Here is a 14,058-nt window from a genome sequence, read left to right on the forward strand (position 1 = left end):
TGCGCCGCCGCTTTTTCTTTTTTCAGACCCTTCCCGCTTTCCCCCGTCAAACCCCTCTCTCGGAGACTGCATGTCGCGCCAGACCAAGATCGTCGCCACCCTGGGCCCCGCTTCCTCATCGCCGGAAACGCTGGAGAACCTGATTCGTGCCGGCGTGGACGTGGTGCGGCTGAACTTCTCGCACGGCACCGCGCAGGACCACATCGACCGCGCGGCCATGGTGCGCACCGCAGCCGAGCGCGCGGGCAAGTCGGTGGCCATCATGGCCGACCTGCAGGGGCCCAAGATCCGCGTGGGCAAGTTCGAGAACGGCCGCGTGATGCTGGAAGCCGGCCAGCCCTTCGTCCTGGACGCGGCGTTCAAGGAGCCCGGCAACGTCGAGCGCGTGGGCCTGGACTACAAGGAGCTGCCGCGTGACGTGAAGCCCGGCGACGTGCTGCTGCTCAACGACGGCCTGATCGTCCTCACCGTGGACCGCGTGCAGGGCGAGGCCGTGCACACGCTGGTCAAGATCGGCGGCGAGCTCTCCAACAACAAGGGCATCAACAAGCAGGGCGGCGGGCTGACCGCGCCCGCGCTCACGGCCAAGGACATGGAAGACATCCGCACGGCGATGAGCTTCCAGTGCGAGTACCTGGCGGTGAGCTTTCCCAAGAACGCCACGGACATGGAAATGGCGCGCCAGCTCGCCAACGTGGCCGGCGAGCCCTGGCGCCACAAGCCGGGCATGATCGCCAAGATCGAGCGCAGCGAAGCCATTCCGCAGCTCGAGGCCATCCTGCGCGCCAGCGACGGCATCATGGTTGCGCGCGGCGACCTGGCGGTGGAGGTGGGCAACGCCGCCGTGCCGGCGCTGCAGAAGAAGATGATCAAGATGGCGCGCGCCATGGACAGGCTCACCATCACCGCCACGCAGATGATGGAGAGCATGATCGTCAACCCGGTGCCCACCCGCGCCGAGGTGAGCGACGTGGCCAACGCCGTGCTCGACGGCACCGACGCCGTGATGCTCAGCGCCGAGACCGCCGCGGGCCGCTACCCGGTGGAAACCGTGGCCTATATGGCCGCCATCTGCGTGGAGGCCGAGCGCGCCGAGGACTCGAAGCTGGACGGCGACTTCTCCAACCGCCGCTACGCCCGCATCGACCAGAGCATCGCCATGGGCGCGCTCTTCACCGCACACCACCTGGGCTGCAAGGCCATCCTGGCGCTCACGGAGAGCGGCTCCACCGCGCTGTGGATGAGCCGCCACCGCATCCATACGCCCATCTACGGCCTGACCTCGCAACCGCTGACGCAGCGCCGCATGGCGCTCTACCGCAACGTGCAGCCCATGCTCATGCCGCGCCTGAACGACCGCGACGAGGCGCTCAGGCAGGCCGAGGCGCTGCTGGTGGCACGCGGCGTGCTCATGCCGGGCGACACCTACGCCATCACCTGCGGCGAGCCCATGGGCCACCCCGGCGGCACCAACATGCTCAAGGTCATGGAAGTGCGCTGAGGCGCCTGGCCGGATGCGCGCCTGGCCACGCCGGGCGCCGTGTCAAACGGCGTGCCCATGCACCGCGCTTGACGTGCATCGATCCGCCCGCTTTGGGCGGGCGACCCGTAAGCGGACCGCTGGGGGTGCGTCGGTAAAATTCAAAATTCGCGGCCGGCAAGGGCCGTTTTGCAGATTTTTTTAACACCTCCCCGGGGACTTTCACCATGCCTCTCGTCTCGATGCGCCAGCTGCTGGACCATGCCGCCGAAAACGGCTACGGCATTCCGGCCTTCAACGTCAACAACCTGGAGCAGGTGCAAGCCGTGATGGAAGCCGCCAAGGAAACCGGCGCGCCGGTGATCCTCCAGGCCAGCGCCGGTGCCCGCAAGTACGCCGGCGGCAGCTTCATCAAGCACCTCATCCAGGCCGCCGTCGAGGCCTATCCCGAGATTCCGCTGGTGATGCACCAGGACCACGGCCAAAGCCCCGCCATCTGCGGCGGCGCCATCGACCTGGGCTTTGGCTCGGTGATGATGGACGGCTCGCTGATGGAGGACGGCAAGACGCCTTCCAGCTACGAGTACAACGTGGACGTCACCCGCAAGGTGGTCGAGATGGCCCACAAGGTGGGCGTGACCGTCGAGGGCGAGCTGGGCTGCCTGGGTTCGCTGGAAACCGGCGAAGCCGGTGAAGAGGACGGCATCGGCGCCGTCGGCAAGCTGGACCACGCCGCGCTGCTGACCGACCCCGAGCAGGCCGCCGACTTCGTCAAGCAGACGCAACTGGACGCGCTGGCCATTGCCATCGGCACCAGCCACGGCGCCTACAAGTTCACCCGCAAGCCCACGGGCGACATCCTGGCCATCTCGCGTGTGAAGGAAATCCACGCCCGCATCCCCAACACCCACCTGGTGATGCACGGCTCCTCCTCCGTGCCGCAAGACCTGCTGGCCATCATCAACCAGTACGGCGGCAAGATGAAGGAGACCTACGGCGTGCCCGTCGAGGAGATCCAGGAAGCCATCAAGTTCGGCGTGCGCAAGATCAACATCGACACCGACATCCGCCTGGCCATGACGGGCGCGGTGCGCAAGTTCCTGGCCGAGAACCCCGACAAGTTCGACATGCGCGAGTGGATGAAGCCCGCCCGCGAGGCCGCCAAGCAGGTCTGCAAGCAGCGCTACATCGAATTCGGCTGCGAAGGCCAGGCCGGCAAGATCAAGCCGCTGTCGCTGGAGCAGATCGCCCAGGCTTACACCAGCGGCGCGCTGGCCCAGGTGGTGCAGTAATAAGTCACGCACTGCTTGCGCGGGCTGACGAGTCCGCGCCCAAGCTCCAAAGGCCCGCCTCGGCGGGCCTTTTTGCTGCTTCTACAATCGCCGCCTCATTTTTGAAGCACCGCCGATCCGGACCGCCATGACCTCTGCACTGCTCGAGAGCTCCATCACCTCCCTGCCGCTGCTGGCGCGCGGCAAGGTGCGCGACAACTACGCCGTGGGCGCCGACCGCCTGCTGATGGTGGCCAGCGACCGGCTTTCGGCCTTCGACGTGGTGATGGGCGAGCCCATTCCGGGCAAGGGCGAGCTGCTGACGCAGATGGCGATGTTCTGGTTCCAGCGCCTGGGCCACGTCGTTCCCAACCACCTCACGGGCGAAGACCCGGAGTCCGTCGTGACCGAGGCCGAGCGCGCCCAAGTGCGCGGCCGCTCCATGCTCGTCAAGCGCCTGAAGCCCCTGCCGGTGGAAGCCGTAGTGCGCGGCTACCTGGCCGGCAGCGGCTGGAAGGAATACCAGCAGGACGGCCGCGTCTGCGGCGTGCAGTTGCCCGCGGGCCTGCACAACGCGGCCAAGCTGCCTGAGCCCATCTTCACGCCCGCCACCAAGGCCGAGATGGGCGAGCACGACGAGAACATCAGCTTCGAGCGCATGGTGGAGATCGTCGGCAAGGAGCTGGCCGAGCAGGTGCGCGAGGTGTCCATCCGCCTGTACCGCGAGGCCGCGGACTACGCGCTGACCAAGGGCATCATCATTGCCGACACCAAGTTCGAGTTCGGCCTGGACGAGGCCGGGCAGCTCACGCTCATGGACGAGGTGCTCACCCCCGACTCCTCGCGCTACTGGCCCGTGGAGAGCTACGCCGATGCCGTGGCCCGCGGCGACAACCCGCCCAGCTACGACAAGCAGTTCGTCCGCGACTGGCTGGAAGCCGCGCAGGTGGACGGCAAGCCCTGGGGCAAGCAGGCTCCCGCGCCCGCGCTGCCGGCCGAGGTGGTGGAGAACACCGCCGCCAAGTACCGCGAGGCCCTGCAGCGGCTCACGGCCTGAGCTTCACGCCACTGCGCGCGGCCATGGCCGTGCATTACGTCACTGGGCCTGCGTGTAAACCCGGATGAAACGGGTGTGCCGTAGGCACGATGTGACGTGCAGGATTTGAAGCAGTAACGCGCGCTCTGCAGAGGCGCCGTGGAGGAGAGGTACCCATGCTCAGACTTTTTCGCCGTTCAGACGGCAGCGGCGCCACCGAACGGGTCGATGCCGGCGTGGAAGCGGCCACGCCCACGGCAACTTCCGATGCCGTGGCCGTCGTGCGGGCGATGTCTGCGCAGGCGTCCAACGTCGGCCGTGACGCCGCGGAAGTGCGCGGTGTCATGGAAGACGCGCAAAAGATCGTCCACGCCCAGGGCCTGGCCATGCAGCAGGTCGCCAGGCAGCTCGAAGAGGTGCACACCGCGCAGGGCTCCATCGCCAACGTGACGCTGGAGACGCTGCAGGCCGTGGCCCATGCGCGCGAGGCGCTGCAGTCCGTCAGCCGCGAGGTGCAGGGCATCATGCAGACGCTGCACCAAGTGGCGGATGCGGCCGGGCAGATCACGCAGATCGCACTGCAGACACGGCTGGTGGCCTTCAACGCCTCGGTCGAGGCCAAGCGCGCGGGCGACGCGGGGCGGGGCTTCGGCGTGGTGGCTGACGCGGTGAAGGATCTGGCCGGCAAGGTCGAGACCACCTCCAAGGCCATCATGAGCACCGTGGGCCAGCTCGACGAGCGCATCGAGAACTTCAGCCGCGACCTGCGCTTCGACGAGACAGCCGATGTGCGCTCGCGCAGCGCCGTGCACAAGGCCTTCAGCAGCGTGGAGCAGGACGTGGAGCGCATCAGCCAGGCCGCGGACCAGAGCCGCAACATCTGCGCCCGGCTCAACGAGAACGCCCAGGAGCTCGGCAGCGAGGTGCAGCAGGCCAGCGCCAAACTCAACGGCGCGCTCGCTTGCAGCGAACGCTTCCTCAAGGTGTCCGAGGCCATGATCGAGCAGGTCGCGGGCTTCGGCATAGAGACCGACGACACGCCCTTCATCCAGGCCGCGCAGCAGGCCGCGCAGCAGATCTCCACGCTGCTGGAGAACGCCGTGCGCAGCGGTGCCATCCGCCAGGCCGACCTGTTCGACGATCAGTACCGCGCCATCCCCCACACCAACCCGGCGCAGCACCTCACGCGCTTCGTGGAGCTGGCCGACCGCCTGTTCCCGCAGGTGCAGGAGCGCATGCTGGGCATGTCGCCGCGGGTGAGCTACTGCATCGCCGTGGACCGCAACGGCTACTGCGCGATGCACAACAAGAAGTACTCGCAGCCCCAGCGCGGCAACGTGGCCTGGGACACGGCCAACAGCCGCTACCGCCGCATCTTCAACGACCGCACGGGCCTGGCTTCGGCACGCAACCAGCGGCCCTTCCTGCTGCAGACCTACCGCCGCGACATGGGCGGCGGCCAGCATGTGCTGCTCAAGGAGGCGTCGGCGCCCATCGTCGTGGGCGGCCGCCACTGGGGCGGGCTGCGCATAGGCTTCAGCTTCTGAAGCCCGGCGCGCCGCGCGGCGCCGTCTTGACGGGCGCATGAACGACAACGGCCCGCGATCCGCGGGCCGTCGTCATTGGCGGGCCCGCTTCAGGCGGGCCGGGGCAGGGCGCTCAGAACAGCGCCATGCTGAGCTTGCGGCGGTACTGGTCCACCACCGGGTCGGCCGGCGCCGTGTCGGCCTTGCCGGTGACTTCCAGCGTGCCTTTCTTGGCCTCGGCGGCGGCGGGCTTGGGGGCGGGCTTGGCCATGAGCTCCAGGATGGCGACGTAGGCCTTGCGCGCGAGCTCGCCGTTCCAGGCCTTGTCGCGCATGAGGATTTCCAGCAGCTCGTCCATGGCCTGGGTGAAGCGGCCGGCGGCCAAGTGCGTCTGCGCCAGCTCGAAGCGGGCCTCGAAGTCGCGCTTGTTGGCGGCGATGGCCGCGGCCAGCGCGTCGGCGCCGCGCGCGGTGGCGGCTTTTTCGGAAGCGTCCAGCCAGTGGCCCAGCGCGGCGATGCGGGCGTCGAACTGGGCCTTGGCCGCCATGGGCTCCCAGGCCTGGCGCGCCAGCGCCACCTGGCCGCGCTGCAGCAGCAGCTTCACCACGTCGCAGCGCACGGTGTCGTTGTCTGGGTCGTTGGCGATGGTGGCCAGCAGCCGCTCCAGCGCCGCGCCGGGGTCGCCCTGGGCGGCCAGGGCCTGGGCTTCCTCGTGCTCCTCCTCGGCCTGCGCTTCCTGGGCGCTGGGCACGTGGCGGTCCAGGAATTCGCGGATCTGCGCCTCGGGCTGCGCGCCCACGAAGCCGTCCACGGGCTGGCCCTGGACGAAGAGCACGCAAAACGGGATGGAGCGCACGCCAAAGGCCTGGCTGAGCTGGCCGGCGATCTCGGGCTGGTCGTCGCTGTCGAGCTTGGCCAGCTTGAACCGCCCGGCGTAGGCCACCTCCAGCTTCTCCAGCAGCGGACCCAGCGTGCGGCAGGGTCCGCACCACGGCGCCCAAATGTCCAGCAGCACGGGCTGGCGCATGGACTCGGCGATGAGTTCCTGTTCGAAGTTCTGGATGGTGATGTCGGTCATGTCGTTGGAGAGGCGATGGACAGAGGCGTTGGGCGGCCTTGGGAAAACGTGCCCGCCTACAATGCAAGGTTTCCCTGATTTCCCGTGGAGCACGCAGTGAATACGGCCCCAGTGACGGTGGGCGTGGTGATGGGGTCCAGCAGCGACTGGGAAACCATGCAGCACGCCACGCAGATTCTCGCCGAGTTCGGCATCGAGTTCGAAGCCAAGGTGGTCTCCGCCCACCGCATGCCTGACGACATGTTCGCCTACGCCGAAAGCGCCGCGGAGCGTGGCCTCAAGGCCATCATCGCGGGCGCGGGCGGTGCGGCGCACCTGCCCGGCATGCTGGCGGCCAAGACCACGGTGCCCGTGCTGGGCGTGCCGGTGGCCAGCCGGCACTTGAGCGGCGTGGACTCGCTGCACTCCATCGTCCAGATGCCCAAGGGCATCCCCGTGGCGACGTTCGCCATCGGCACGGCCGGCGCGGGCAATGCCGCGCTGTTCGCCGTGGCCATGCTGGCCAACGAAGACCCGGCGCTGCGCGAGAAGCTGCAGGCCTACCGCGCGCGCCAGACCGAGGTCGCCCGCGCCATGACGCAGGACCTCAAATGATCCACTCCGCACTGTTGCCCAATGCCCTGGGCGAGGACGGCCGCCCCGCCACGCTGGGTGTGATGGGCGGCGGCCAGCTCGGCCGCATGTTCGTGCAGTCGGCCCAGGAGATGGGCTTCGTCACCGTGGTGCTGGACCCGGACGTCGCCAGCCCCGCCGGCGCCGTGGCGCACCACCACATCCGCGCCGGCTACCTCGACGAGCAGGGCCTGGCGCAGCTCATGCAGCGCGCCAGCGCCATCACCACCGAGTTCGAGAACGTGCCCGCCGCCGCGCTGCTGACCCTGGGCGGGCAGCGCCCCGTGGCCCCGGCCGCCGACGCCGTGGCCGTGTGCCAGGACCGCGATGCCGAGAAGCGCCACTTCCGCGGCTGCGGCGTGCCCTGCGCGCCCTGGGCGCTGCTGGAGACGGCCGAGCAGCTTGCGGCCGTGGCCGATGAGCTGCTGCCCGGCATCCTGAAAACCGCGCGCATGGGCTACGACGGCAAGGGCCAGATCCGCGTGGCCGACCGCGAGCAGCTCGCTGCGGGTTGGGCCGAGCTGGGCGGCGTGCCCTGCGTGCTGGAAAAAATGCTGCCGCTGCAGCGCGAGATCAGCGTCATCGTGGCCCGCGCGGCCGACGGCGCGATGGTGAACTTCCCCGTGCAGCAGAACCTGCACCGCGACGGCATCCTGGCCGTCACGCAGGTGCCCGCGCCTGACGTGCCTGAGGCGCTGCAGCAGCAGGCCGTGCAGTGCGCGCAGTCCGTGGCGCAGTCGCTGCGCTACGTGGGCGTGCTGTGCGTGGAGTTCTTCGTGCTGCAGGACGGCTCGCTGGTGGCCAACGAGATGGCGCCGCGCCCGCACAACTCCGGCCACTACAGCATCGACGCCTGCGACGTCTCGCAGTTCGACCTGCAGGTGCGCACCCTGGCCGGGCTGCCGCTGGTGCAGCCGCGGCTGCACTCCAGCGCCGTGATGCTCAACCTGTTGGGCGACCTGTGGTTCGACGCGCAGGGCGCCGAGCGCTCGCCGCCCTGGCCGCAGGTGCTGGCGCTGCCCGGCGTGCAACTGCACCTCTATGGCAAGGCGGCGCCGCGCCCCGGGCGCAAGATGGGCCACCTGACCGTCACGGCCGCCGACGCCGCTACGGCGCGCGACGTGGCGCTGCAGGCCGCGTCGCTGCTGGGCCTGGCGCCCTTCTGACCATGCCGCTGATCGACGGCGCCGACCCCCACGCCCTGGCGCAGGCCGCGGCCCACCTGGCCGCGGGCGAGCTGGTCGCCTTGCCGACCGAGACCGTCTACGGCCTGGGCGCGCGCGCCGACGACGATGCGGCCGTGGCCAAGATCTTTGCCGCCAAGGGCCGGCCCAGCGACCACCCGCTCATCGTCCACGTCAGCGACGCTGCCGAGGCGCCGGCCTTCACGCCCGCGGCGCAGCAGCCGCTGGCGCGCCGGCTGATGGACGCCTTCTGGCCCGGGCCGCTGACGCTCATCCTGCCGCGGCGCGAGGGCGTGGCCACGGCGGCCGCGGGCGGGCAGGACAGCATTGGCCTGCGCTGCCCGGCGCACCCCGTGGCGCATGCGCTGCTGCAGGCGGCCGCCCGCTTGGGCGTGCCCGGCGTGGCCGCGCCCAGTGCCAACCGCTTCGGCCGCATCAGCCCCACCACCGCCGCGCACGTGTTGGGCGAGTTTGGCGAGGAGATGCTGGTGCTGGACGGCGGGGCCTGTGCCGTGGGCATCGAATCCACCATCGTGGACCTCACGCGCGGCGAGCCCGTGCTGCTGCGCCCGGGCGTGCTCACGCCGGCGCAAATTGAGGCCGCCTGCGGCCAGCCCCTGCGCGGCCGCGATGCCCAGGCCCCGCGCGCCTCCGGCACGCTGGAGGCGCATTACGCCCCGCGCGCACCGCTGCGGCTGCTGGACGCCGATGCGCTGCGCCAGGCCCTGGCCGGGCCACGCGAGCCGGGGATGGCGCTGGCGCTATATTCCCGCTCCGTCGAGCCGCCTCCCGGCGTCACCCACCGCCGCATGCCGGACGACGCGCGTGCCGCGGCCTTCGAGCTGTTTGCCGTGCTGCGCGAGCTGGATGCGCAGGGCGCCACGCACATCTGGGTGGAACGCCCACCCGCCACGCCGGAATGGGACGGCGTGCGCGACCGGCTGCAGCGCGCCGCCGCGGCCGCCTGAACCTCAATGCCAATGCCGGCGGCCGGCAGGGCCGCCCTGGAGAACCGATGAGCCTGAATCGACTGTTTGCACGCCGCCCTGGGCGTGTGTCTCTGGCCCTGTGTGCCGCGGCGGTGCTGAGCGCCTGCGGCGGCGGCGACCGCGTGGAGCCTTACGTGCCGCAGCGGCTGCTGGCCTATGGCGACGAGCTGAGCCTCATCGACGACGCCACCGTCGCCACCGGCACCAACACCGTCACCGGCGCGGCCACCAGCAGCGCCGCCGGCAACGGCGTGAAGTACACGATCAACGGCTTCAACGGCACCACGGGCGCGCTGGACTGCACCGTCAACCCGATGTGGGTGCAGCAGCTGGCCGCCGACATGGGCATGGCCTTCAAGCAGTGCGCCGGCAGCTACACCACCTTCGCGGCCGAAACCCGCGCCACGGTGGGCGCCCGCACCGGGGATGTGGTGACGAAACTGGCCGCGCTGCGCACCACGGCGCCCGTGCCCACCAGCAGCACGCTGGTGACGGTGCAGGTGGGCATGTACGACATCAAGGCCTTGTACGACGCCGCTGCCGCCGACGGCACCGTCACGGCCGACGAGGTTACCGCCGCAACGGCCGAAGCCACGCGGCTGGGCAAGCTGCTGGCTGCCGAGGTCACGCGCTTCACCGAGGCGGGCATAGGCATCATCGTTGCGACCGTGCCCGATATCGGCCAGTCGCCCTACATGGTCTCCCGGGGCGCGACGGCCAACGTCCAGGTGTGGACGGCCGCTTTCAACGAGGCGCTGGTGACCAACATGCCGCCCGACGGCCACAAGGTGGGCCTGATTTTCGGCCGTCCCTACGGGCTGGACCGCAACGGCAACCCGGGCGACGGCTACACCAACGCCCGCAACTGCATCGCCGGCACCAACACGCCCTTGTGCACCACCTCCACGCTCACGGACGCCAGCAAGATCAACAACTGGATCTGGGCCGACGACCTGCACCCTTCGCCCTACACGCACTACGTGATGGGCACCGCCGCCTACAACCGCGTGCGCAACACGCTGGCACCGGGCCAGTGATCCGGCCAGCGCCGCTGCCTCAAAAGGCGCGGCGCACGCCGCGGTCACGCCGCCTGGCGGCGCTTCAATCCTGCGCCGTCCACTGCAGCAGCGCGTCCAGCACCGGGCGGGCGGCCGAGGCCTGCGGGTGGTTGACCAGGGCCACCAGCACGTGGCGGCGGCCGCTGTTGCCCAGCACGTAGCCGGCCACGGCCGCCACGTCGCGCAGCGAGCCCGTCTTGAGGTGGGCGCGTCCGGGCTCGCCGTTCCAGCGTTTGACCGTGCCGTCCAGGCCCTGAATGGGCAGCGAGGACATCAGCTCCGGCATCCAGGGCGCGGACCAGGCCGTCTGCAGCAGCCGGCCCAGCAGCGCCGCGCTCAGCCGCGTCTGGCGCGACAGGCCTGAACCGTTGTCCACCACCGCGCCGGCGGCCGCCTCGGGGCCCAGGCGCTGCAGCAACCAGTTCCCCATCACCGCGCGCGCGCCTTCCACGCTGCCTGAGCCCTGGCGCTCCAGCGCCAGCGTCAGGAAGAGCTGCTGCGCCATCACGTTGTTGCTGAACTTGTTGATGTCGCGCACCACCTCGGCCAGCGGCGGCGAGGTGAGCTCGAAGCTGGGCGGCGCGTCGGCCGGGGCGCGGCCCTCGCGCACGCCGCCGCGCAGCTTGCCGCCGGCTTCCGTCCAGAGGGCCTGCAGCAGCCGCGCGTCGAAGGCGCGCGGGTCGGCATAGGCCAGCGGCCACTGGCGCTCGCCGCAGGCCAGCGGGTAGCGGCCGGCCAGGCGCAGCCGGGCGGGGTCGGCGAAGTCGGCCTTGAGCACGCCGCGCCAGTCGCCGCAGGCGGCGTTGGACAGCGGCACCACCGCGTCCACGCGCACGCCCTCCAGCGGCGGCTCCAGCCCAACGCGGGCCACGCCGTGCGCGGCGTCCGGCATGAAGCTCAGCATCAAGGCGCGCAGGTTGAGCAGCAGTGCGTCGGGCAGCACGTTGTAGGGGCGCAGCGGCTCGCCGTCGAAGTCGCCCGCGCTGCCGGCGGCAGGCTCGAAAGCCGCGCGGTCCAGGATGAAGTCGCCCTCGATCTGGTCCACGCCCATGGCGCGCAGCCGCCGCATCAGCAGGTACAGCCGCTCCTGGGTGAGCTTGGGGTCGCCGCGGCCCTGGATGAGCACCGAGCCGCGCAGCCGGCCGCGCTCCACCTCGCCCAACAGCCACACCGGGGTGCGCCAGCTCCAGGCCGGGCCCAGCAGGTCCAGCGCCGCGGCCGTGGTGGCCAGCTTCATGACCGAGGCGGGGTTCATGGGCTGCGCCGTGTTGAAGGCCAGGCGCTGCGCGCCGTTGTTCACTTCCTGCACCAGCACGGCCAGCGCCTGCGGCGGCAAATTCACTTGCTGCAGCGCCTGGGCCACAGGCAGGGGCAGGGCGGCGGCGTCCGAGGTGCCGGAGGGTAAAGGCAGGGAGGTGGTCTGGGCCCGCAAGGCCATGGGCAGGGCGAGCAGGGCGGAGAGGCAGAGGCGACGGGTCGGCATGGCGGGGCATCCTAGCCGGCCCCCTGGCCGCGGGATGGGCCTGCCGGATAATCCGGGCCGATGGAAGCCCTGCTCTTTTCTTTCCCGTCGCGGGCCTGCTGGAGGCGTTGCGCATGAGCACAGCCCTGCTGGCGGTGGACTGCTCCACCGAGCGCCTGGTGCTGGCCGTGGCCGGCGCGCAGGGCGTGCTGACGCTGGACGAGGCCGGCGGCGCCGAGTCCTCGCGCCGCGTGCTGCCCGCGGCGCTGGAGCTGCTGCGGCGCGCCGGGCTGACGCTGGCCGGCCTGGACGCCATCGCCTTCGCCCGCGGCCCCGGCGCCTTCACCGGGCTGCGCACCGCCTGCTCCGTGGCGCAGGGCCTGGCCTATGGCGCGGGCAAGCCCGTGCTGGCGCTGGACAGCCTGCTCGTCGTGGCCGAGGACGCGCGCGCCCAATGCGGCGGCGGCGAGGGTTTCAGCGTCGGCGTGGCCATGGACGCGCGCATGAACGAGCTCTACGCCGCGCACTACCGGTTCACGCCCCAGGGCTGGCTGACGCTGCAGGAGCCGGGCCTGTACGCCCCCGGGGCTTGGCGCTGCGAGGCCGAGGTGCTGGCCGGCTCCGGGCTGCACCTGCTGCCCGTAGACGACGCCTCGTCTACCGCGCCGCGCCACGTGCCGCAGGCGCGCGACCGCGGCGCCGCCCTCATGCGGCTGGCCCAGCAGGCCTGGGTGGCCGGCCAGGCGCTGGACGCCGCACAGGCGCTGCCCCTGTACCTGCGCGACAAGGTGGCGCAGACCACGGCCGAGCGCGAAGCTGCGCGCGCCGCCACGGCCGCCGCCGGAGCGGCTGCATGAGCGCCGCGCTGCAGCCGCACCCCGTGCTGGAGCCCCTGCGCGTGGCGCACCTGGACGCCGTGATGGTGCTGGAGCAGGCCAGCTACGACTTCCCGTGGAGCCGCGGCAACTTCGTGGATTCGCTGCACGCGGGCTACTTCGCGCAACTGCTGCGCGAGGCGCCGGGCGGCGCGCCCGTGGGCTACTTCGTGGCCATGGACGGCGTGGACGAGATGCACCTGCTCAACATCACCGTGGCGCCCGCGGCACGGCGCCACGGCTACGCCCGCTTCATGCTCGACGCGCTGGTGCACCACTGCCGCCTGGTGGAGGCCGAAAGCCTCTGGCTGGAAGTGCGCGAGAGCAACACCGGCGCGCGCGAGCTCTACGAGCGCTACGGCTTTGCCCAGGTTGGGCGCCGCCGCGCCTACTACCCCGCGGCGGGCGGGCAGCGCGAGGACGCGCTGCTCATGAACCTGCCCATCGCGCCGCTGGAGGGCTGAACGCCATGGCCTACAGTGAACGCCAGCAGCAGATGCTGGCCTGGATGGGCATCAAGCTCTGGCAGCCCGCGGCGCAGGACGGCACGGCCCAAGCCGCGGCGGACCTGCACGCCGCCAACGGCGCGCCCGCCACCGAGCCGCCGCCGGCCCTGCCGGCGCAGCGCGTCCAGGCTCCCGTGGCGCCCGCGGCCCAGGAGCGTCCGGCCCCGGCGCCCGCGCCCGTCGCGGCTGCGCCCGTGCTGGCGCCCACGGGCCGGCCGCTGCCCCTGGCGGCCGGGGCCGGCAGCGCCAGTGCGGCGTCGGCCCCCGCGCCCGCGCTGCGCGTGGACGGGCCGCTGGACGTGGCCCCGGGCCTGGCCTTTGGCGACGACCGCGGCATTGCCGGCATGGACTGGCCCGCGCTGCGCGCCGCGGTCGAGAGCTGCCGTGCCTGCGAGCTGTGCAACAGCCGCCGCAACACCGTCTTCGGCATGGGCAACGAGCGCGCGCACTGGATGATCGTAGGCGAAGCCCCGGGCGAGCAGGAGGATTTGCAGGGCAAACCCTTCGTCGGCCCCTCCGGCGAGCTGCTGGACGCGATGCTGCAGGCCCTGGGCCTCACGCGCGAGCCGGCCGAGCCGCAGCGCCAGGTGTTCATCGCCAACACGCTGAAATGCCGCCCGCCGCGCAACCGCAACCCGGCGCCGCAGGAGCTGGCGCAGTGCGAGCCCTACCTGCAGCGCCAGCTCGCGCTGGTGCAGCCCAAGGTGATCCTGGCCATGGGACGCTTCGCGGTGCAGTCGCTGCTGCGCAGCACGCTGCCCATAGGCAAGCTGCGCGGCCAGGTGCACAGCTACCAGGGCATCCCGCTGGTGGTGACCTACCACCCGGCCTACCTGCTGCGCAACCCGGTGGACAAGGCCCGTGCCTGGGACGACCTGTGCCTGGCCGCCGAAGTCATGGAGCGGCAGGCCGGGGCCGGCGCATCCGGGCTGCCGGCGTAGGCCAGCCCCCAAAAAGCCGGCGGGCCCCGTGTGGGGCCCG

General features: G+C 71.2%; 13 protein-coding genes. 11 read left to right on the forward strand and 2 right to left on the reverse strand.

Features of this window, described 5'->3' with window-relative positions; all coding sequences use genetic code 11:
* Nucleotides 1–70 precede the first annotated feature (70 nt).
* The 4 genes from pyk to ALA01S_RS01075 all read left to right on the forward strand — a co-directional run bounded on the left by pyk (nt 71) and on the right by ALA01S_RS01075 (nt 5,334).
* Entirely contained in the window at nt 71–1,501 is a 1,431-nt protein-coding gene (pyk, locus tag ALA01S_RS01060; protein ID WP_066330832.1) for a pyruvate kinase, read from the forward strand.
* Nucleotides 1,502–1,707: 206 nt separating this feature from the next.
* Complete coding sequence (gene fba / locus ALA01S_RS01065) at nt 1,708–2,772, forward strand: class II fructose-bisphosphate aldolase (protein WP_066330835.1); 1,065 nt, start codon at nt 1,708–1,710, stop codon at nt 2,770–2,772.
* Between the two features lie 127 nt (nt 2,773–2,899).
* A complete protein-coding gene (locus ALA01S_RS01070; protein ID WP_066330838.1) occupies nt 2,900–3,808 on the forward strand; it encodes a phosphoribosylaminoimidazolesuccinocarboxamide synthase in 909 nt (302 codons plus the stop codon).
* A 155-nt stretch (nt 3,809–3,963) separates the two neighbouring features.
* Nucleotides 3,964–5,334: a methyl-accepting chemotaxis protein gene (locus tag ALA01S_RS01075; RefSeq protein WP_066330841.1), complete on the forward strand. Its 1,371-nt coding sequence runs from the start codon at nt 3,964–3,966 to the stop codon at nt 5,332–5,334.
* A 112-nt stretch (nt 5,335–5,446) separates the two neighbouring features.
* On the opposite strand, the gene ALA01S_RS01080 is transcribed toward ALA01S_RS01075, so the two are convergent.
* A complete protein-coding gene (locus ALA01S_RS01080) occupies nt 5,447–6,391 on the reverse strand; it encodes a tetratricopeptide repeat protein (protein ID WP_066330843.1) in 945 nt (314 codons plus the stop codon).
* A gap of 129 nt (nt 6,392–6,520) precedes the next feature.
* Here ALA01S_RS01080 and purE point away from each other — a divergent pair, with 129 nt between their 5' ends.
* Genes purE through ALA01S_RS01100 form a run of 4 tightly spaced genes read left to right on the forward strand, consistent with a single transcriptional unit; the run spans nt 6,521 to nt 10,213 of the window.
* Complete coding sequence (gene purE / locus ALA01S_RS01085) at nt 6,521–6,985, forward strand: 5-(carboxyamino)imidazole ribonucleotide mutase (RefSeq protein WP_066331203.1); 465 nt, start codon at nt 6,521–6,523, stop codon at nt 6,983–6,985.
* Complete coding sequence (locus tag ALA01S_RS01090; protein WP_066330845.1) at nt 6,982–8,169, forward strand: 5-(carboxyamino)imidazole ribonucleotide synthase; 1,188 nt, start codon at nt 6,982–6,984, stop codon at nt 8,167–8,169. Before purE ends, ALA01S_RS01090 begins: the two co-directional genes overlap by 4 nt.
* 2 nt (nt 8,170–8,171) lie before the next feature.
* A complete protein-coding gene (locus tag ALA01S_RS01095; protein ID WP_066330848.1) occupies nt 8,172–9,155 on the forward strand; it encodes an L-threonylcarbamoyladenylate synthase in 984 nt (327 codons plus the stop codon).
* 47 nt (nt 9,156–9,202) lie between these two features.
* A complete protein-coding gene (locus ALA01S_RS01100) occupies nt 9,203–10,213 on the forward strand; it encodes an SGNH/GDSL hydrolase family protein (protein ID WP_157118690.1) in 1,011 nt (336 codons plus the stop codon).
* A 64-nt stretch (nt 10,214–10,277) separates the two neighbouring features.
* On the opposite strand, the gene dacB is transcribed toward ALA01S_RS01100, so the two are convergent.
* The gene (dacB, locus tag ALA01S_RS01105) at nt 10,278–11,717 is read right to left on the reverse strand and encodes a D-alanyl-D-alanine carboxypeptidase/D-alanyl-D-alanine endopeptidase (protein ID WP_066330856.1); all 1,440 of its coding nucleotides are present in this window, start codon (nt 11,715–11,717) and stop codon (nt 10,278–10,280) included.
* Between the two features lie 113 nt (nt 11,718–11,830).
* Between dacB and tsaB the strand changes: the two genes are divergently transcribed.
* From tsaB to ALA01S_RS01120, 3 genes are read left to right on the forward strand one after another with little or no spacing between them, the layout of a single operon-like run.
* Nucleotides 11,831–12,553: a tRNA (adenosine(37)-N6)-threonylcarbamoyltransferase complex dimerization subunit type 1 TsaB gene (tsaB, locus tag ALA01S_RS01110; RefSeq protein ID WP_066330857.1), complete on the forward strand. Its 723-nt coding sequence runs from the start codon at nt 11,831–11,833 to the stop codon at nt 12,551–12,553.
* On the forward strand, nt 12,550–13,035 hold the full coding sequence (gene rimI / locus ALA01S_RS01115; RefSeq protein WP_066330859.1) for a ribosomal protein S18-alanine N-acetyltransferase: 486 nt from the start codon (nt 12,550–12,552) through the stop codon (nt 13,033–13,035). The genes tsaB and rimI overlap by 4 nt, the downstream gene beginning before the upstream one ends.
* A gap of 5 nt (nt 13,036–13,040) precedes the next feature.
* On the forward strand, nt 13,041–14,018 hold the full coding sequence (locus tag ALA01S_RS01120) for a uracil-DNA glycosylase (protein ID WP_066330863.1): 978 nt from the start codon (nt 13,041–13,043) through the stop codon (nt 14,016–14,018).
* Nucleotides 14,019–14,058 lie beyond the last annotated feature (40 nt).

This window comes from Azohydromonas lata NBRC 102462 (assembly GCF_001571085.1).
Classification (GTDB): domain Bacteria; phylum Pseudomonadota; class Gammaproteobacteria; order Burkholderiales; family Burkholderiaceae_C; genus Azohydromonas; species Azohydromonas lata.